General features: G+C 46.5%; 18 protein-coding genes and 2 riboswitches. Of the genes, 3 read left to right on the top strand and 15 right to left on the bottom strand.

The window, feature by feature from the left end:
• Nucleotides 1–101 precede the first annotated feature (101 nt).
• The 3 genes from MKY41_RS14570 to MKY41_RS14580 are packed head-to-tail and all read left to right on the top strand — an operon-like array spanning nucleotide 102 to nucleotide 3,687.
• Complete coding sequence (locus MKY41_RS14570) at nucleotides 102–1,475, top strand: spore germination protein (protein ID WP_340745809.1); 1,374 nt, start codon at nucleotides 102–104, stop codon at nucleotides 1,473–1,475.
• The gene (locus MKY41_RS14575) at nucleotides 1,472–2,590 is read left to right on the top strand and encodes a GerAB/ArcD/ProY family transporter (protein WP_340745810.1); all 1,119 of its coding nucleotides are present in this window, start codon (nucleotides 1,472–1,474) and stop codon (nucleotides 2,588–2,590) included. The genes MKY41_RS14570 and MKY41_RS14575 overlap by 4 nt, the downstream gene beginning before the upstream one ends.
• Nucleotides 2,569–3,687: a Ger(x)C family spore germination protein gene (locus tag MKY41_RS14580; protein ID WP_340745811.1), complete on the top strand. Its 1,119-nt coding sequence runs from the start codon at nucleotides 2,569–2,571 to the stop codon at nucleotides 3,685–3,687. Before MKY41_RS14575 ends, MKY41_RS14580 begins: the two co-directional genes overlap by 22 nt.
• A gap of 42 nt (nucleotides 3,688–3,729) precedes the next feature.
• Here MKY41_RS14580 and MKY41_RS14585 read toward each other — a convergent pair whose 3' ends face one another.
• From MKY41_RS14585 to MKY41_RS14655, 15 genes are all read right to left on the bottom strand, one after another.
• Nucleotides 3,730–6,297, bottom strand: coding sequence for an EAL domain-containing protein (locus MKY41_RS14585; protein WP_340745812.1), 2,568 nt, complete (start codon nucleotides 6,295–6,297; stop codon nucleotides 3,730–3,732).
• A 229-nt stretch (nucleotides 6,298–6,526) separates the two neighbouring features.
• Nucleotides 6,527–6,841, bottom strand: coding sequence for a DMT family transporter (locus tag MKY41_RS14590; protein WP_340745813.1), 315 nt, complete (start codon nucleotides 6,839–6,841; stop codon nucleotides 6,527–6,529).
• A complete protein-coding gene (locus tag MKY41_RS14595; protein ID WP_340745814.1) occupies nucleotides 6,841–7,182 on the bottom strand; it encodes a DMT family transporter in 342 nt (113 codons plus the stop codon). The genes MKY41_RS14590 and MKY41_RS14595 overlap by 1 nt, the downstream gene beginning before the upstream one ends.
• A 60-nt stretch (nucleotides 7,183–7,242) precedes the next feature.
• A riboswitch (guanidine-I (ykkC/yxkD leader) is annotated at nucleotides 7,243–7,340 on the bottom strand.
• 91 nt (nucleotides 7,341–7,431) lie between these two features.
• Entirely contained in the window at nucleotides 7,432–8,691 is a 1,260-nt protein-coding gene (gene purD, locus MKY41_RS14600) for a phosphoribosylamine--glycine ligase (RefSeq protein WP_340745815.1), read from the bottom strand.
• 12 nt (nucleotides 8,692–8,703) lie between these two features.
• Complete coding sequence (gene purH, locus MKY41_RS14605; RefSeq protein ID WP_340745816.1) at nucleotides 8,704–10,239, bottom strand: bifunctional phosphoribosylaminoimidazolecarboxamide formyltransferase/IMP cyclohydrolase; 1,536 nt, start codon at nucleotides 10,237–10,239, stop codon at nucleotides 8,704–8,706.
• A 57-nt stretch (nucleotides 10,240–10,296) separates the two neighbouring features.
• Nucleotides 10,297–10,866, bottom strand: a complete 570-nt coding sequence (purN, locus tag MKY41_RS14610) for a phosphoribosylglycinamide formyltransferase (RefSeq protein WP_340745817.1) — start codon at nucleotides 10,864–10,866, stop codon at nucleotides 10,297–10,299.
• Entirely contained in the window at nucleotides 10,863–11,921 is a 1,059-nt protein-coding gene (gene purM, locus MKY41_RS14615; RefSeq protein ID WP_340745818.1) for a phosphoribosylformylglycinamidine cyclo-ligase, read from the bottom strand. Before purM ends, purN begins: the two co-directional genes overlap by 4 nt.
• An 11-nt stretch (nucleotides 11,922–11,932) precedes the next feature.
• Nucleotides 11,933–13,357 (bottom strand): amidophosphoribosyltransferase, encoded by a 1,425-nt coding sequence (purF, locus tag MKY41_RS14620; protein WP_340745819.1) that lies wholly within the window; start codon nucleotides 13,355–13,357, stop codon nucleotides 11,933–11,935.
• Entirely contained in the window at nucleotides 13,333–15,561 is a 2,229-nt protein-coding gene (gene purL, locus MKY41_RS14625) for a phosphoribosylformylglycinamidine synthase subunit PurL (RefSeq protein ID WP_340745820.1), read from the bottom strand. Before purL ends, purF begins: the two co-directional genes overlap by 25 nt.
• On the bottom strand, nucleotides 15,545–16,237 hold the full coding sequence (purQ, locus tag MKY41_RS14630) for a phosphoribosylformylglycinamidine synthase subunit PurQ (protein WP_340745821.1): 693 nt from the start codon (nucleotides 16,235–16,237) through the stop codon (nucleotides 15,545–15,547). The genes purL and purQ overlap by 17 nt, the downstream gene beginning before the upstream one ends.
• Complete coding sequence (gene purS, locus MKY41_RS14635) at nucleotides 16,234–16,488, bottom strand: phosphoribosylformylglycinamidine synthase subunit PurS (protein ID WP_340745822.1); 255 nt, start codon at nucleotides 16,486–16,488, stop codon at nucleotides 16,234–16,236. The genes purQ and purS overlap by 4 nt, the downstream gene beginning before the upstream one ends.
• A gap of 108 nt (nucleotides 16,489–16,596) precedes the next feature.
• Nucleotides 16,597–17,718: a 5-(carboxyamino)imidazole ribonucleotide synthase gene (purK, locus tag MKY41_RS14640; RefSeq protein ID WP_340745823.1), complete on the bottom strand. Its 1,122-nt coding sequence runs from the start codon at nucleotides 17,716–17,718 to the stop codon at nucleotides 16,597–16,599.
• A complete protein-coding gene (gene purE, locus MKY41_RS14645; RefSeq protein ID WP_340745824.1) occupies nucleotides 17,715–18,203 on the bottom strand; it encodes a 5-(carboxyamino)imidazole ribonucleotide mutase in 489 nt (162 codons plus the stop codon). The genes purK and purE overlap by 4 nt, the downstream gene beginning before the upstream one ends.
• Before the next feature lie 182 nt (nucleotides 18,204–18,385).
• Nucleotides 18,386–18,485: riboswitch (purine riboswitch) on the bottom strand.
• 85 nt (nucleotides 18,486–18,570) lie between these two features.
• Complete coding sequence (locus tag MKY41_RS14650) at nucleotides 18,571–18,759, bottom strand: NETI motif-containing protein (RefSeq protein ID WP_340745825.1); 189 nt, start codon at nucleotides 18,757–18,759, stop codon at nucleotides 18,571–18,573.
• Complete coding sequence (locus tag MKY41_RS14655) at nucleotides 18,756–19,283, bottom strand: DUF2179 domain-containing protein (protein ID WP_445683338.1); 528 nt, start codon at nucleotides 19,281–19,283, stop codon at nucleotides 18,756–18,758. Before MKY41_RS14655 ends, MKY41_RS14650 begins: the two co-directional genes overlap by 4 nt.
• Between the last annotated feature and the right edge of the window lie 427 nt (nucleotides 19,284–19,710).

The raw sequence follows: 19,710 nt of genomic DNA on the forward strand, positions 1-19,710 counted from the left end.
GCTTTTTATCGATTCCTCCAGAAAGTGCGTATCATTCCCCATGTTACCGGGAACGCTAATGACGAACTTTTTCTATGCTCCACTAGAAGGGAGGGACGCAATTGACTGAAAAACAAGGAACCCCTGGACTCCCGGAGGCACCGGCATTATTCAATGAACTATTGAAACAGCTCAAGCCATCAGAGGACATCATTCATACACCTTTACAAATTAAAGGCCATTGCGCATTTCTTTTATATGTGAAGACTGTTGTGGATGGAAACACACTCCAGCAAACGGTTATTCGTCCCTTCTTTGAAATGGCTTCCAAAGAAAGTTTCTCTTCATATATACAATCTTTGCCAAACCAAATCGATATGCCTAGCACGTCCCAATTGCTAAATTTGCTTACTGTAGGTGCTGTATTGATTGCGATTGGAGATAAAATATTTTTGTTGGATTTCCGACTCAACAAAAACAACGAAGTGCAAGAAACGTTGATGGAACCTACCATTCATGGGCCGCAAAAAGGATTAAGTGAGGATATTGAAACATTGGTCAATTTGATCAGGCAACGCTATGCTAACCCTTCTTTAAAAGTTGAATCCCTCATAGTGAAAAATAGCGCTAATCAGTTGATCACCTTGCTGTATGATGACGATCAAGTCGATCCAGTTATATTGAAGGAAATAAAGAAGCGGTTTAAAAATATCGGAACCCGTCTGTTTCAATCTGCGGGTGACCTTCAACATTTTCTTAACAAGGGAAAGTTTTCTCTCTTCCCATCGGCGTTAATAACGGAACGACCCGACCGGATTGTCTACAATTTGAACGATGGGAAAGTGATTATCGCAATTGATGGAAGCCCAGATGTTATTATCGCACCTGTTATCTTTTTCGATTTCATGTCTTCAATGGAAGACAATTACCACATCTTCAGCGTGACGACATTCACTATTCTCCTGCGATATATGGGTTTGTTCGTATGTCTTTTGCTTCCTAGTATATATGTCGTAGTGACATCGTATAATCCGGATATCATGAGATTAGAACTCGCGCTCACTGTTGCGGGAGGCAGGATCGGTGTACCGTATCCCTCGTTTATTGAAGTGTTTTTCATGTTATTTTTCGTCGAATTGCTAACCGAGGCGAGTATGCGGTTGCCGAAAGCTGTCAGTTCCACTGCAACGACTGTTGGCGGTCTCATTTTAGGTACGGCAGCAACAGAAGCCGCCCTTACTTCAAATATTATGATCATCGTCATTTCAGCAGTTGCTATTTCCACATTCATTATCCCTATCAACGAAATGAGTTTTGCGATACGGGTACTTAGGCTTCTCCTTCTTGTTTACACGATTTTATTTGGTGCGGTTGGGTTAGTAGTTGGTTTCATAGGGCTCATCATGCTGTTAGTAAATAAAGAAAGCTATGGGAGACCGTATTTAAGCATTCCGTGGATGAATAAAAATGATGAATTAAGGATGGACAAAAAATGAGCCGTTTCCTTTTCTATTTAATTTTGGTGAACATGCTCGCAAATATAATTGCCCTTACACCGAGGGTTCTCGTCGCCGGAAACGATAATGGAACAATCCTTTCGCTCATTCTTGTTCTTCCTGTTATAATTATCGTTTCTTATATTATCATTTCTTTATTCAGACATTTCCCGGGTCAAGGCTTGCCCGAAATTTTAAAAACGTACACACCAAAGTGGATTGCGACGCCTGTCCTTCTTTTTTTCTCTGTATGCTGGTATTTTGCGGGGCTAATATCATTAATCATCTATACATCCATCATCATCCGTTTCGTAACACCGGATATGCACATTAGTATAATCTTATTGACTTTTGTGCTTGTCATCACTTATGGCATCTTGATGACTCCAAGAGGTATTTTTTATTTGACCGAAATCATTTTTCTTATTATCGTCCCTTTTATCGCTTTCATCCTCATAAAAGGGTATTCTAACTTTTACTTCCAATGGGATTACGTGCGTGTTGCTATCATGCACATTAATCACTTGCCTGATTATGCGGCTTTTAGCTCCTCGCTCTATATTAGCATCGGGATAGCAAATTTAGTGATTTTCAACCGATTCTTCACAAAACTGAAAAAACCGACGTGGAAAGGAATGGCTCTTTTAACAGCAATCTGCACATTTCTTCTCTTATCAACTTATTTCATTCCCGTAGGGTTGGGAGGATTTGATTCGTTGGATAATGTTCTGTATCCATGGATCATGACAAGTGATTCCATGCGTATGAAATATGGAGTCATCGAAAGAATCCTCTTTTTCTTCATCGGCGCTTTTTTGGTCCTTGCTGTTGTGAGCATTACGATGCTTTGGCATGTTTCCCTCCAGTTGCTTTCAGGCGCCGTGCAGTTCAAACGGTTCAAATGGAAAAGGTATAACTTAACGACTCCTTTTTTTATCGTGTGCTTTTGGGCAATCGCCATGTACGAAATAGCTACTATTTCGCTTGACGGGCTTTATAGATCTTTCAGAATATTTGACGAATATTTCTTGCCGGTTATAGTCTTTTTGCTGATCGGATGCCTACTCTTAGCGAAGAAAGGGGCTGCATCCAAATGGCGGGAAAGCGAAAAGTGATGAAAAATTTTTTCTTCATTGCGATGATAGCATCCTTGCTTCTTCAAACAGGTTGCGCCTTCAAAGATATTGACAAAAGGATTTTTGTATTGGCAATTGGCATAGATCCTTCTGAAAAAGTGAGAGATGGCTTCAAAGTGACATTGAAGCTCGCAAAACCGGCTGGTGACGTCAAACAAGCTATTTCACAAGACTTTACGTATTTATCGCATGACTCGGATTCGATTGCAGAAGCAATCCGTAAAATGGAATCCTATGTTGATAAAAAGTTGGATTTAGGTCATGCGAGAAGCATCGTTATTAACAAAGAATTGATTTCAAAGGATTTAAACACGTTCATGGATGTTTTCACTAGACGTGGGGATATTCAAATGATCGCTTATGTTGCCGTTTCTGAAAAGACTGCTGAGGAAACGGTTACCTTTGCGCCGGATACTGAACCTCCTGCAACGATTGCTTTATTCAATTTTTTCGATAATACCGGTACGGATAGTCCTTATATCTCGACAACTTTTCTATTCGAAATGAGACGAAAAGCATTAAACAAGGGCATAAATGCCGTTTTACCTATCATCGATATTAATGAGGAGAAGAAACATTTTGAAGTAAATAAATCACTCGTACTCAAATGGGGGGGAGAGCCGGTAGAACTGACACAACTCCAAACGAAATATTTAAATTCACTTATAAAAGATGTAAACGAGTTTAACTATGAAATTAAAGAAGATGATCATCACATGGTGTTATTCATCAACAGAGTAAAAATGAAATATAAAATCATCCTCGACGAAGGTGCCCCTCGAATCGATATATATATTAAGAAGAGTGGTGTTATCAGTGAATCAAGTAAGGTTTTGGACAATAGGCATTTAAAAAAGTACAGTGAGCAAGCGGAAAAAGATGTTAAAAAGAAAGTGATGGAGTTATTGACAAAGCTCCAAGAGAACAATGTCGATCCGTTCGGATTCGGCTTGCGTTACCGAGCGACGAGACTATCGCGGGAGGATTTGATGGATGAATGGGAACGCATATATCCCGAAATCAAATTCAATGTCATGGTGAATGTTAAATTAAAAAGCACGGGAGCGATCGAATAAGACAACAGACCACGTAGCTGCGTGGTCTGTTTTGCATGACGATCAACCATTCTTTATTTCAGAAAGCCGCTTAAAAATTCCATCTTTCATGAAACTGCAATTGGGAGGGGCTGGATCTGTTTTTAGTTGGATGGCGAAACGGTTCAAGGTTCGAACCAGCGATTGTTGCATGCTTTCAGAAGTATTGAATTGAATCCCGTACCGGAAAAATTCTCCGACTACTTCACGCCAGACGATTGTACCCATTACACTGGTCGTTTCTCCGAGTATTTCGGTCTCGAATTTTAGGATAATGTCCGGGTTTACCGGTAGATTGACAGTTGATAAAAACCGAAGACCGCCAACTCCGATATTTTCAATCAAAATTTCAGTCGTTCCCATCGTGACATAGTTTCCCTTGTATTTGGCGATTGTCATATGAGCGGAAAGGGGAAAGGCCGGTTCAATCCGAAATCCCTTTCTTCTCTCTTTTCCAGGCTGAAATGAGTTATGTTTAGTAGGTCGAAGAATAGGCTGGTGAAGGAGATCGATGAATTCCTCGGCTGGTATCGGCTTACTGAATAGATAGCCTTGTATGAGGTCGCATTCCTGTTGCTTAAGGAATTCGCGTTGTTCTATCGTTTCAACGCCTTCCGCCACGACGGTCATGTTCATATCATGGGCTAATTGAATGACTGCCTTGATGATGGATGATTTTTCATCCAGTGGGGTGATCAGAGAACGGTCCAGCTTGAGTGTATCCAACTCAAACTGCTTTAAGTAGAAAAGGGAAGAATACCCTGTGCCGAAATCATCCAATGAAATTTTGATTCCATAGGATTTCAGTTTGTTTATGGAATGAATAAAGGAATCGCCATTTTTGATGAGTTCACTTTCCGTTATTTCCAATTCCAGTAACGTCGGATCAATACCGGTTTCTTCAATAATCTGGACTAACTCTACTTCCCAATCATTTTTCAAAAATAGTTTTGGGGAAATATTGATGGCAATCGGGACAAGCTTCACCCCTTCCCTAGACCATTTTTTCAACTGTTCACAAACCGAACGGAACACCCAAGAGGTAATCGGGAAAATCAATCCATTCTCCTCGGACAAAGGGATGAATTCTCCGGCCGAAACCAATTTCCATTCGGGATGATACCAGCGAATCAATGCTTCTGCGCCTACCATCAATCCCGTTTTGGACTCCACTTTCGGTTGATAATGGAGAAAGAACTCATTTCGATCCATCGCTTTCCGCAAATCCTGATCGAGCGTATACAATTTGTAAGTTTCCACATTCATGGATGGCATGAAGAGCTGGTAGGTGTTTTTTCCCATCTCCTTTGCGCGATATAATGCTATATCGGCTTTATCGAGTAAAGCTTTCGCGTTATCGCCGTCCAAAGGGTAGATGGATATCCCGATGCTAGCCGTCGCATAAAGCTCCACTGTGTCGAATTTATAAGGCTGTTGGAGATTTGTTATTAACTTTTTCGCTATTTCAACGGTATCCTTACTTCCTGAAATATTCGGAACAATGACTGCGAACTCATCTCCACCAAGACGGGATAAGAGGGTCTGTTCAGGAAGGATTTCCTTGACCCTTTGCGAAAATTCCTCCAATAATCGATCGCCCATTTTATGTCCCAATGAATCATTGATGCGTTTGAATCCGTCCACATCCATATAAAAAACAGAGAATGTCTTTCCTTCTGCTTTCGACTCTTCCAGAATATCTTCCAGTCTTTCATCAAATAATCGGCGATTGGGAAGGCCTGTCAAATGATCATGATATGCCAAATAAGCCATTCGCCGTTCGCTCTCCACAAAATTCGTGATATCCGTTATGATTCCTTCCAGCGAAATAAGCTGCCCGTCTTCGTCATACGTGGGGATCACTTCATCCCGGACCCATTTGATATCCCCGTCCTTATGAAAAATCCGGTATTCAATGCTCTCCACTTGATCCGGATTCAGGTTTTCATTTCTTTCATCATATCGGGGCACGTCGTCTTTATGGATAATGTTCCGCCATGTATTCTGATCGTCGGTCAGGTTAATGGATTCGTAACCACTAATTGCAGAAAGTCTTGGGGACAAATAGTACATCGAATTATTTCGCACATCCACCGACCACACGCCCGCTTCGATAACTTCTGCGACTTTTCTCGCTTTATGGAGATGTTTCCGTAATGCCTGCTCTATCTTCCGACTCTCCGTAATGTCGATGGTAGTTCCTATTAAATGGGTGACTGTCCCGGTCTCGTCGACGATCACATCGCAAGTCTGGTCCAGAAATTTCAACTCCCCATCCTCTTTGACAATCCGATAGGTGAGGCGATAGCCGGTTTTATCCTGCAGCACTTTCTGATACCATTCCAGAAACTTACTTTGATCATCTGCATGGACCCGTTCCAGAACTTTGTTGAAGGAAGGAGCTTGTTTAATTGGTATGTTGAAAATTTCAAACATCTTTTCAGACCATAACCCCTTGTCCTCCTGAACATCATATTTCCACATACCGAAATCGATCATTTCTTCAAAGTGATTCAAATGCTTATCAAAATCGGTGGACGATTTATTTATAGCCGGGGAATTTTTCGTAAATGGATTCGGGATTTTCCTCATAAATTCGCCGCCTTTCGACAAGTTGTCCCATTATAATAGTCTAAACTTTATTATTCTAACAATAGTTCTAAAGTTATATTATGTATAGCATATATACTTTTTAAAACCGATTAGCAACAAGGCTAATGATCACTGTAAAAAGAAAGGAGAAGTACGTATGAATCTATACCCGATTATTCACCATACTCCTCCTCTGAAATAACTATTATCTAAAAAACAATTCAACGACTTACGAGATGAGCTTCAAACCAATCGCTGCCCCTAACACCATTGCTATAAAAACTATTCTTTTCCAATCTTTTGACTCGCCATATAAAATCATCCCTAATATGGCTCCCCCAGAAGCACCGATTCCGGTCCAAATTGCGTAGGCTGTCCCCATTGGCAGTGATTTCATCGCGTACGCAAGAAATAGAAAACTGAATCCAAATCCGAGTATTAATAATACTAACGCTTGCCAATTGCGATCTTTATGCAATTTATTGATCATGGCAACCCCGAACATTTCACATAAGCCTGCTAAGATTAACGATGTCCATGCCATTAAACTTCATCCCCTTCCTGAACTTCGTCCTTTGTCACTAATTTCAAGCCAATGACCCCAGCTAATAAAAATAAAATCAATAAGATTTTTCCTATTTTAAATGGTTCCTCAAAGAATAGAATTTCAGAAAAGATGGTCCCTGCTGTACCAAGACCAACAAAAACCGCATATACCGTTCCCACGGGAAGTTTTCGTCCAGCCATTATCATTAAATAAAAACTGATGATGATGGAAATTACTGTTCCAGTCCATGTCCAAAAGTCATTTGCATGTTTTAATCCGATGACCCAAAAAACTTCAAAAAAAGCAGCGATGAATACTTTCATCCAGTTTGCATTCATTGACAATTCCTCCAATCTATTTTTTGCCAAACTAAAAAGCCTAGGAGATCTGTTTACAGAATCTCCTAGGCTTTTATCCGTCCGTGGCACAGCTATGCTGTGAGTTTTCCCTCGGACCAGACCAACAACAATGTTGCGGAACCCTAGAAAACATTTAGTTTATGCAATTACGTTAATACTAGCACATATCGAAGCCTGTATCAAAGGCATTTACTTCCTTTACTTGAGACAGGACTCTACGCTATGCTTTTATTCAAATGTCCGCCAGCCGATGTCTTTCCGGTAGAAAAATCCGTCCCATTCAAGCTGGGAGAGACCTGCGTACACCTTTTCCTGCGCTTCCTTCAACGAATCCGCCTGCGCGGCAATTAACAACACACGTCCGCCATTGCCGACATAGCGATCGCCTTCCAATTTTGTTCCAGCGTGGAATACTTCCAGCCCGTGGGATCTCAATTCATCCAGATTCGGCAATGGATTGCCTTTTACGACATCCCCCGGATACCCGTCCGCTGCGACGACGACACCGAGCATCGACTCGTCATGCCATTTCAGGTTATACGGTTGTCCCGCCATCAGAGCGGACATGAATTCACCGAAATCGGACGCCATTCGCGGGAGGACGATTTGTGTTTCCGGATCGCCAAAACGTGCGTTGAACTCGATCACTTTCGGCCCTTCCTTTGTCAGGATCAAACCGGCATATAAGATTCCCGTAAACGGGGTTCCTTCCGCCGCCATCGCTTCCACTGTCGGTACGACGACCTTGTCATATGCCTCTTGCACGACGCTTTCCGAGATTTGCGGAACCGGAGAATACGCACCCATTCCGCCCGTATTCGGACCTTTGTCTCCGTCATAGGCACGCTTATGATCTTGGGCGATGACCATCGGATAGATCTGCCCGTCGTGGACAAAAGACATATACGAGAATTCCTCGCCGTCCAAAAATTCTTCGATGACCACTTTGGAGGAGGACTCGCCGAATTTTTGATTGCCAATCATATCATCCACTGCTTCAAGCGCCTCATCCAATGTAGTCGCAACGATTACGCCTTTGCCTGCTGCCAGGCCGTCCGCTTTTACGACAATCGGCGCGCCCTGCTCGCGGATGAACGCCTTTGCCTCTTCCGCATCGGTGAAGGTGCCATATGCCGCGGTCGGAATATTATATTTGACCATCAATTCTTTTGCGAATGACTTGCTGCCTTCGATCAAAGCCGCTGCTTTCGTCGGTCCGAAAGCTGTCAGGCCTTGCTCTGCAAAATAGTCCACAATTCCTTCCGCCAACGGTTGCTCCGGACCGACAAAGGTCAAATCGATGCCGTTTTCCTTGGCGAATGCCGCAAGTGCTTCAAAATCCGTCGCCTGGATTGCGACGACTTCCGCATCGGCTTTCATGCCGTCATTGCCCGGAGCGACAAATACGCTCTTCACGGAAGGTGATTGATTGAACTGACGGGCAATCGCATGCTCCCGGCCGCCACTGCCAATAACGAGTACTTTCACTGGATTTCCCCCTTAATGTTTGAAATGACGGACGCCTGTGAAGACCATGGCGATGCCGTATTCGTTCGCTTTCTTGATCGAATCTTCATCTTTCACAGAACCACCCGGCTGAATGATTGCCGTAATGCCGGCTTGTGCCGCTGCTTCAACGGTATCGTTCATAGGGAAGAATGCGTCAGATGCGAGTGCCGCCCCTTTGGCACGCTCCCCTGCTTGCGTCAATGCGATATTCGCTGCTCCGACACGGTTCATTTGACCCGCTCCGACGCCCAGCGTCATCTGGGAATCCGAGACGACGATCGCATTGGATTTCACGTGCTTCACAACTGCCCAGCCAAGGCGCAATGCTTCCCATTCTTCGTTCGTCGGCTCACGGTCGGTTGCAACGCGAATATCCGCATCCGCGAAACCGTACGCATCCGGCTCCTGCATTAACAGTCCGCCTTCTACAGATACCGTGTTCCACTGGTCTTTCTTGTTTTGTTCGAATGAAATCGTCAATAGGCGGATGTTCTTTTTCGCTGTCAGCAGTTCAATCGCTTCCGGCGTGAAGGAAGGTGCAATGACGATTTCCAGGAAAATCCCCGACAATTGCTCAGCCGTCGCCGCATCGACTTCACGGTTGAGTGCGACAATTCCGCCGAAAATGGAAACCGGATCCGCTTCATATGCTTTATTGAATGCCTCAGAAATCGTTACTCCCGTTCCGACGCCGCAAGGATTCATATGTTTCACCGCAACCGCTGCAGGCGCATCGAATTCCTTAACGATCTGGATTGCCGCATTGGCATCCTGGATATTGTTGTACGAAAGCTCTTTGCCGTGCAATTGCTCCGCATAGGCGATCGAGAAATCCGAGCCGAGCGGACGGCTATAAAATGCCGCTTTTTGATGTGGGTTTTCTCCATATCGGAGCGGTTGCTTCAGCTCGTATGTATACGTCACTTGTTCCGGGAATTCTTCGCCCGTCAGCTCTGTTAAATAGCCCGAAATGAGTGCATCGTACGCTGCGGTATGACGGAACACTTTCGCTGCAAGACGGCGGCGTGTTTCAGGTGTCGTGTGGCCTTCCGCTTTTAATTCGGACAAGACTTGATCGTAATCTACAGCGTCGACAATAACGGTCACATAGGCATGGTTCTTCGCAGATGCACGAAGCATGGCCGGACCGCCGATATCGATATTTTCAATCGCATCTTCGACAGATACATCCGGTTTGGAAATGGTTTCTTTGAATGGATACAGATTGACGCAGACGATATCGATCGGACGGATGCCGTGTTCCTCCATTTGCGCTTGGTGTGATGGATCATCCTGTTTGGCCAGCAGCCCGCCATGGATCATCGGGTTAAGTGTTTTCACGCGGCCTTCCATGATTTCCGGAAAACCGGTCACCTCGTCAACCGCTGTCACCGCGACACCGTTGTCTTTCAAATGCTTCATTGTTCCGCCTGTCGATAAAAGCTCATAACCCAGCCCTTCCAGCGCCTGGGCGAATTCCAATATGCCGCTTTTATCCGACACACTCAGCAATGCACGTTTTTTCACGAATAAACCCTCCGTTTTTTGGTAATGGACAGATCAATTTTTCATTTTTACTGCTTCCTAGTTAAACAACTGCTGCAAAGTCTCTTTATACAACCCATGCTCCACCGCATGGATCGCTTTCGCCGTCTTGTCCACATCGCATTCGATTACATCGACCGCGCGCTGTGCTAAGATCGGCCCTGTATCCATCCCTTCATCTACCAGATGGACGGTGACGCCTGTCACTTTGACGCCCTTTTCGATGGCCTGGCCGATCGCATCCTTACCAGGGAAAGCAGGAAGCAACGATGGATGGATGTTGACGATCCGGTTCGGATACGCTTCTAATAAAACCGGACCGACTAGCCGCATATAGCCTGCCAGTATAAGCCATTCCGCCCCCGCTTCCTGCAGTACGGAGAGAACGGCTTCTTCATAAGCCTGCTTCGCCCCATAATCTTTCGGACGGAAACCTGCGACCGGGACTCCTGCTAGTTCTGCCCGTTCCACGACGTACGCCTCGGGCTTATCTGTCACCATCATGACGATTTCCGCATTCAGTTCCCCGTTGCGGCAAGCTTCTTCGATTGCCGCAAAATTACTGCCGCTTCCAGAAGCGAAAACGGCAATTTTTTTCTTATCGGTCATGCTTCCAAACTCCCGTCGTGCGTTCCTGTGAACACAACACCTTCGCCTTTTACGACACGGCCGATCAAATATGCCTGTTCACCATGTTCCGCTGCGATTTCAATCGCTCTCGCCGCATCAGCTTCCGGTAGTGCAACGACAAAACCGATTCCCATATTGAAGACGCTATACAAGTCTTTATCCGTCAATTCGCCTTTTTCTTTCAGCATGTTGAATACCGGAAGAACTGGCCAAGACCCAAGATCAATCTCTACTCCGAACCCTTCCGCCAACATACGAGGCAAGTTCTCGAAGAATCCTCCGCCTGTAATATGGCCCATCGAATGGACATTCAGTTCCTTGTGCATTTGCAAGACCGGTTTTGCATAGATTTTCGTCGGTTGGAGCAATGCGTCGCCGACTGTGCCTAGCTCTTCATAGCCTTCAATCGTTTGGTCGATTGCATAGCCTTGATCTTCCAAAACGATTTTCCGGACGAGCGAATAGCCGTTGGAATGGATCCCGCTCGAAGCAATTCCGACAAGAACATCACCATCCGCCACTTTTTCTCCTGTGATGATGTCGCTCTTCTCGCATGCACCGACCGCAAATCCCGCCAAGTCATATTCATCCACATCATAGAGGCCCGGCATTTCCGCCGTTTCCCCGCCGATCAATGCGGCGCCCGATTGGACACAGCCATCCGCAATTCCTTTTACGATCGCTTCGACCTTTTCCGGAACCGCTTTTCCAAGCGCAATATAGTCAAGGAAATACAATGGCTCGGCTCCTTGCGCCACGATATCATTCACGCACATTGCCACACAATCAATTCCGATCGTATCGTGCTTGTCCGCCAGGAACGCAAGCTTCAACTTCGTCCCGACCCCATCCGTTCCGGAAATCAAAACCGGCTCTTTAAAGTTGAGAGCGGACAAGTCGAACATGCCGCCGAATCCGCCAAACGTACCCGCGACACCCTTCCTCGCCGTCCGAGCCACATGCGACTTCATACGTTCAACGGACTCATAGCCCGCTTCAATATTTACACCCGCTTTTTCATACGCCTTCGACATGGAAAGGCCTCCTATCGTACGATTTCTTTTTCATGTGGCATCGCTGTATCCGAATAGATGTCTGTCGGATATTCGCCCGTAAAGCAAGCCAAGCATTGCCCACAATTTTTCATTTGAGGGGAACGGCCCATCGCGTTCAACATTCCTTCTATTGAAAGGAATGTCAGGGAATCCGCACCGATCAGTTCCCGGACCTCCTCTACGGACCGGCCCGTTGCAATGAGCTCGGAGTCCGTACTGATATCCACCCCATAATAACATGGACTGACGAGCGGAGGAGAAGCGATGACGACATGGACTTCCGTGGCGCCTGCCTCTTTCAGTAACGACACGATCCGTCTCGAAGTCGTTCCCCGCACAATCGAGTCGTCAACCATGACAACCCGTTTGCCATTGACCACTTGATGGACCGGGGACAGCTTCATCTTCACCCCTTTTTCCCGTAAAGCCTGGGAGGGTTGAATGAACGTCCGACCGACATATCGGTTTTTTATGAGACCGAGCTCATATGGAATGCCGCTCTCCTCGGAAAATCCGATTGCTGCCGAAATGCTTGAATCCGGCACCCCGGTCACGACATCAGCATCGATGTGGACTTCCCGGGCCAACTGCTTTCCGCATCGTTTCCGTGCCATATGGATGTTGATATCATCTATATCCGAATCCGGCCGGGAGAAGTAAACATACTCCATCGAACAGATTGCCCGATCCGCGGCCGGCGCAAACCGTTCCGACTGCAGCCCCTTATCATTGATGATCAATAATTCTCCGGGCTCGACCGAACGGATATGTTCCGCACCGATAATATCAAACGCACATGTCTCCGAAGCGACTACCCACGCATCCCCCAGCTTCCCGAGGGATAGCGGACGCAAGCCGTTCGGATCCTGCGCCACCATGAGACCTTCCTCCGTCAATAGAACAAAGGCAAAAGCACCCTTCAAAATCGCCAATGCTTTTTTCACACGATCCCGCTGTGTCAACGAGCCGCTGCTTCTCTTGATCAAATGGGCGAGCACTTCTGTATCCGATGTCGTTTGGAAAATGCTGCCTTGCTTCTCCAAATGTTCTTTCAAGTCACGCGCGTTGACGAGGTTCCCATTATGAGCGATGGCCATGCTTCCTGTCGTAGAACGGAATACGAGGGGTTGGACGTTCTCAATGCCGCGGCCGTCTTCCGTCGTATAACGGACTTGCCCGATTGCACTTCGCCCTTTCAACCCTTCTATCTTGTCGCCGGAGAACACTTCATTCACTAAGCCTTCGCCTTTAATGACTTGGAGCCCTTTTCCATTCTTCGTTGCAATACCTGCGCCTTCCTGCCCTCGGTGTTGCAGCGCGTGCAGACCATAGTACGTGATCTGCGCCGCATCTTCATTTCCCCAAATGCCAAACACGCCGCACTCTTCGTTTATGCCTCTGAGTTCAGCAAGCATTGGATTGCCCCTTTCCAAGCGGAACGGAATTCCTCTACCGTCCCGTCAATCAATGTAGCGTTGTCGCCTTTTATGACAAGTCGGCCGTTGTCTGTCACGGTACCGATCTTCACTGCGTCATCCACCAGTTTTTCAAAAGCGGCTGCATTCTCTTCCTTCACTGTAACAAGGAATCGTGATTGAGTTTCGCTGAATAAAGCAGTGACCGCCGAACCGGAAATGGCCACTTCGGCACCCAGGTTTTCTGTGCCGAATGCCTTCTCGCAAAGTGCTACGGCAAAGCCGCCTTCCGACAAGTCTGTTGCCGATTGGACAAGTTCGTGTTGAATCGCCGTAAGCAATTCCTGTTGGCGTTTCGCCTCCACATCCAGATCAATCGCAGGAACCCGCCCGAAGATTTTCCCTTCGGTCATTTGTTGCAATTCACTGCCGCCGAAATCCATGGCAGTTTCTCCGATCATGTAAATGAGATCTCCAGCATTTTTGAATACAGTCGTCGTCACTTCCAACAAGTCATGAACGATCCCTACCATCCCGATAGTCGGTGTCGGATAGACTGGCACGCCGTTCACTTCGTTGGAAAGAGAGACGTTTCCGCTGATGACTGGCGTGTTCAATTTTACACACGCTTCTGAAATGCCGTCCGCCGATTTTTCAAGCTGCCAGAATACTTCCGGCTTATCTGCGCTGCCGAAGTTCAAGCAATCCGTGATCGCAATCGGTTCTGCACCGGAACAAACCAAGTTCCGTGCCGCTTCCGCGATGGCGATTTTCCCACCAGTTTCCGGATCGAGATAGACAAAACGGGAGTTGCAATCCGCCGTCATCGCAAGGCCTTTATTCGTCCCTTCTACCCGGATGATCCCTGCAGAAGAACCTGGCGCCACGACCGTATTATGTCCAGCCTGCGTATCAAACTGATTGTAAATCCATTCTTTTGAAGCGATTGTCGGCCGTTTCAATAAAGCTTTCAATGTTTCATTCAAATCGTCGACGACTGGCTCCGTCATGTCCATCGCCTGGAACTCTTTGAAGTAGGCCGGCTCTTCGGATTTTTTATGATAGACCGGTGCGTCTTCGGCCAGTGCATCTGCCAATACTTCCGCCACCACTTCCCCTTTGTGGAGGAGGCGAAGCATTTTGTCATCCGTCACGTGCCCGATCGCTACCGCTTCGATATTATATTTTGCGAATAAATCGGTGACTTCCTGTTCACGGCCTTTTTTCACGACGATCAACATCCGCTCTTGCGACTCGGACAACATCATCTCGTAAGGCGTCATGCCTTCTTCCCGTTGCGGGACAAGATCGAGGTTCAACTCGACGCCATAGCCCGCTTTCGAGGCCATTTCGGCCGAAGATGAAGTCAGGCCTGCCGCGCCCATGTCTTGAATTCCGATGAGCGCATCCGATTTGACTAGCTCCAAGCAGGCTTCCATGACCAGTTTCTCAAGGAATGGATCTCCTGCCTGCATGACCGGCAATTCCGCTTCTTCATCTACTGCTACTTCGACTGACGACATCGTAGCTCCGTGTATGCCATCGCGCCCAGTCGTCGCACCGGCATACATGACAATATTGCCGACTCCGGAAGCGACCCCTTTTTGAATATCTTCGTGGTTCAATAAACCGACCGCCATCGCATTGACGAGAGGACGTTTGGAATAACTGTTATCGAACTGCACCTCACCGGCGATCGTTGGGATCCCGATAATGTTCCCGTAGCTGGCCATCCCCGCAACGGCTTCCTCCAATAGATAACGGTCCCGTTCTTCCGTCAAATCGCCGAACCGAAGGGAGTTGACGAGTGCTACCGGACGAGCGCCCATGGAAAAGACATCACGGAGAACGCCGCCCGCTCCTGTCGCCGCTCCTATGAAAGGTTCGATGGCAGAAGGTGAGTTATGCGACTCCATTTTAAAGACAGCTGCTTGATTATCACCGATATCGACAATCCCGGCCCCTTCTCCCGGACCTTGCAAGACACGTTCCCCTTTTGTCGGGAATTTCCGGAGGATTGGCTTCGAACTTTTATAAGAACAATGCTCAGACCACATGGCAGAGAAGAGACCCGTTTCCGTATAGTTCGGCAGGCGGCCTAAGATGCTTTCCGCGCGTTCGAATTCCTCATCGGTCATCCCCATTTGGCGATACAACTTTTCCTCTTTGATCTGTTGTACGTTCGGTTCATGCATGGCTGACATTGTTTTCACTCCAATTTTTCAAGATTGATTGAAATAATGGGTATCCATCTGTTCCACCGATGATTTTTTCAACCGCCCGTTCTGGCAACGGCATCATACCCAACACATTACCCTCATCATTCAACACGCCGGCGATTGCATCTGTGCTGCCGTCATGATTATCTTCCACATATGTGAAGACGATGCGGTCTGTCTGCTTCAATTCCGTCAATGTTTCTTCATCGACAAAATAGTTGCCGTATTGGTGTGCAAAAGGGATGTTGATGTCTTGTCCTTCTGCATATTCAGAGGTAAATTTGGAATCTTTATTTCGGATGGCGAGTTTCGCATTGCCTGTTCTGAATTTCAATCCTTTGTTTTGAAGAAACGCGCCCGGCAATAGACCTGCTTCTGCAAGGATTTGAAATCCATTCCCGACCCCCAATACTGGTTTCCCGGATGCGGCAAAGGCCTTTACACTTTCGATAGCTGGTGAGGCTTGAGCGAGTGCGCCTGGGCGGAGATAATCCCCGTAGGAAGCACCACTCGGAATGAGGAGCGCATCATATTGTCCTAGTTTTTGTTCAGCATCCAAATGCCAAATGAGGTCTGCGTCTTCGCCCACCACTTTGGTGACAGCGTGATGCATGTCCACATCGCAACTTAAGCCCGGAAGCACTAAAATAGCGAACTTCATTTGCCCGCAACCTCCCCGATTTCAAAGCGGTAATTTTCAATAACTTTATTCACCAAAAGCTTCTCGCACATTTCCGTTACACGCGTTTCGATTTCCTGTTGCGATCCGTCCAGTTCAAGTTCAATCAGCTTGCCAACGCGGACATTGGTCACTTCGCTGAAACCTAATGTTTGAAGAGCCTCTTGCGTCGCAATTCCTTGTGGATCTACTACACTTTCACGAAGTGTTACAAATACATTTACTTTCGTCATGTTTGGTTCCTCCCAAATGGAATTAGATTAAAGTTGTTGAAAGACCGTCGTTACGGTACCGTTTGAAAATCAAGTAAAGCCGCTGCTTATGCGCCTACTGCCATCTGCTCAATCTTCCCAGATGCCCGTAGCTGCAATTTCTTGCAATGTATTCTCGATATCTTCAGTCATGATTGTAATATGCCCCATCTTGCGCTTCTCTTTAGCCTCCGCTTTGCCGTACAGATGGACCGACCAATCGGGGTGTTGTTTGATGACCCGAATCAGAGGGGCGACATGTTCCCCTAGGACATTGACCATGATGGAAGATGCCCATAATTTCGGCTTGCGGAGCGGCCACCCACAGACAGCACGGATATGTTGATGGAATTGGGAAACATTGCACGCTTCAATGGAATAATGACCCGAATTATGCGGCCGTGGGGCCAATTCGTTAATGATGATTTCATTGTTTTCCAGCACAAACATTTCAACTGCCAACGTACCAACCAACTGTAGGTGATCAGCAATTTTCTGTGCCGCTTCCTCAGCTCGTTGGATGACCGATGCGGCTACGCGCGCCGGTACGATCGATTCATGCAAAATATGATGCTTGTGGATGTTTTCCGCTACTGGCAAACAATATGATTCGCCTGCAGCATTCCGCTGAATAATGACAGAGATTTCCTTGATAAATGGAACAAACGCTTCCGCAATGCAGGCCGAATGGGCAAAGAGCGATTCTGCCTCTGGCAAATGTTCCGGAGAATCTAATTTCAATTGCCCTTTGCCGTCATACCCGCCAAATGCCGTTTTGACGATGCAAGGAAAGCCGATTGTGTCGATGGCATCTTTTAATTCATCAAACGTCTGGACTGCAATATAAGGAGCGACCGGGGCGCCGGCTTGTCGGATTTCCGCTTTCTCGGTGATCCGGTTTTGTGTAATCCGGACGAGATCGGCGCCTTGCGGGACATGCGCAATTTCGGAAAGTCGCTTTAGCCCCTCAAAGTCAATATTTTCAAACTCATATGTGATGACATCGCTCACCTCGCCCAATTCTTCAAGCGCCGCTTCGTCATTATAGGGAGCGACAATCTGGATATCGGCAATCTGGCCGCAAGGAGAATCCATCGTCGGGTCGAGAACCGCAATTTTAAATCCTGCTTCTTTCGCCGCCAATCCCATCATTCGGCCGAGCTGGCCTCCGCCGATGATGCCGATCGTCTGTCCCGGTAAAATGGTCTTCACACTAATTCACCGCTACTTTCTAAGGCAATTTTCCGCATTTCGTCACGACGCATTTCAATTCGTCCCCTCAATGCTTCATCATGGACACCAAGGAACTGGGCAGCAAGAAGGCCTGCATTCACAGCCCCCGCCTTGCCGATAGCCATTGTGGCCACCGGAACGCCGCCCGGCATCTGGACGATGGAGAGTAAGGAGTCCATACCATTCAACGCTTTGGATTGGACCGGCACGCCAATGACAGGTAGAACCGTTTTGGCAGCGACCATACCGGGCAGATGGGCAGCACCCCCTGCCCCCGCAATAATCACCTGCAATCCTTTTTCGTGAGCCTGCTCAGCATACTCGAACATAAAATCCGGTGTCCGATGTGCTGAAACCACTTTTTTCTCGTACGGAACATTCAATTCATCAAGGACATCGCATGCATGTTTCATCGTGTCCCAATCGCTTTTGCTCCCCATGATCACGCCGATTTTTGGTTCCACTTGATATCTGCCCCTTTTCAAATCAATATGCGAATTTTAAATTTACTATAAATCAAAAAATATCCCCGGAGATTAGCTTCCTCATATGCATGAAGAGCTAAGTCCGGGGATATCGAAGAAATACGTCAAGTGGATGGAGGACCTGTTCGGGTGCCCCTTCCCACTTGCCGTCTTCAATCCTGGATGAAGTGCTCTTCCCGCATAGTCCGGACATTACGGTGTCCTGGTAGAAACACAAAGGCCAATTCCTTTGCATATATGAGGGATTTCTTATTACTCTACATATTTTAACAAGACAAAGCTCATCCGTCAATGCAAAAGACGAACGATGTTTTAAGTCATTTTTGTATCGTTCGTCTTTTTATAGTTATTCATCTAATAATCCTTTAAATTGAATGCGTTGCCGGACAGGAAGGTACTCGCCATCCACTTCGGTGAAAATCGGTTCCTCCTTCCGTCCCGCAACAATATATCCCTCGGAGGCCATGCGTCCCAAGCATTCCTCGATAGTTTCATGTTCTTCCACTTCAAACCACACCGTTTTCTTCTTTGTCATCTGAACAATTTCCCTTTCCGAATCGATTTCACCCAGAAACCGCCATGAATCGTTTTCGTCTCATACGCGACAATAAACGCTTTGGGGTCGATCTCTTTAATGGTCTGATAAAGTTTTAATTCAAATTTTCGAGGTGTTAAAATTTGCATAGCCGCTCGATTGCCATCCAAGCCATGTGCCAGCCAATCGGTTACACCATATCCTTCTTTTCGAAGGCGGCTCGGTAATTCTGAACCGGCATCCGCCGTAATCACATTCACTGTAATATAGCCAAGTGCCATCTTTTCTTCGATTTTGGAGCCTATGATAATACCGCACCCAAATCCGAGCGCATACGCTACCAAGTTTTCAATTTTCGTGAGATTATCCAAGACCAGACCGAGACCGATGACATAAATGACGACCTCGAACACACTAACCAATGCCGCAATATAGCGATACCCTTTTAAGGTTAAGATCATTCGGACAGTGGAAAAGGTTACATACACAATGTTAATTACAAAAATGATCAGCACCGTTAGCATTAGGGCCACCTCCTTCATAGGTAGTTCCCATCCTATAGGGAATCCTTGCCGAATTCAAGAGACTTTCTTCCAAGCAATTGTTGGGAGAGGGTGAAAAACATATGAATATTGAGTATATACCCTTGAAGCCAATAAAAAAACGAAACGGCTTTGGAATTGGAATTAGTTCCGGCCCTTGGATGAGAAAATCCTTGCTCGACGTCTTAGATAGATCATGAAGTGTGATGTAAGCGAGTGAAAGTGTTGCGACCTGCTCATAATTCAGGGTGGGTGTCTCTATATCATTGCAATCAATCCATAGATCCCTTCTCAGACAAATGCTGATAACTTCCGTAAGAATACCGATATCTTTAGACAACCGCTGATACCTTTTGCAGAATGCTGATACCTCTGAACAACCGCTGATAACTTCTCACCGGATCGGATA

It is taken from the genome of Sporosarcina sp. FSL W7-1349 (assembly GCF_038003045.1).
Lineage (GTDB): Bacteria > Bacillota > Bacilli > Bacillales_A > Planococcaceae > Sporosarcina.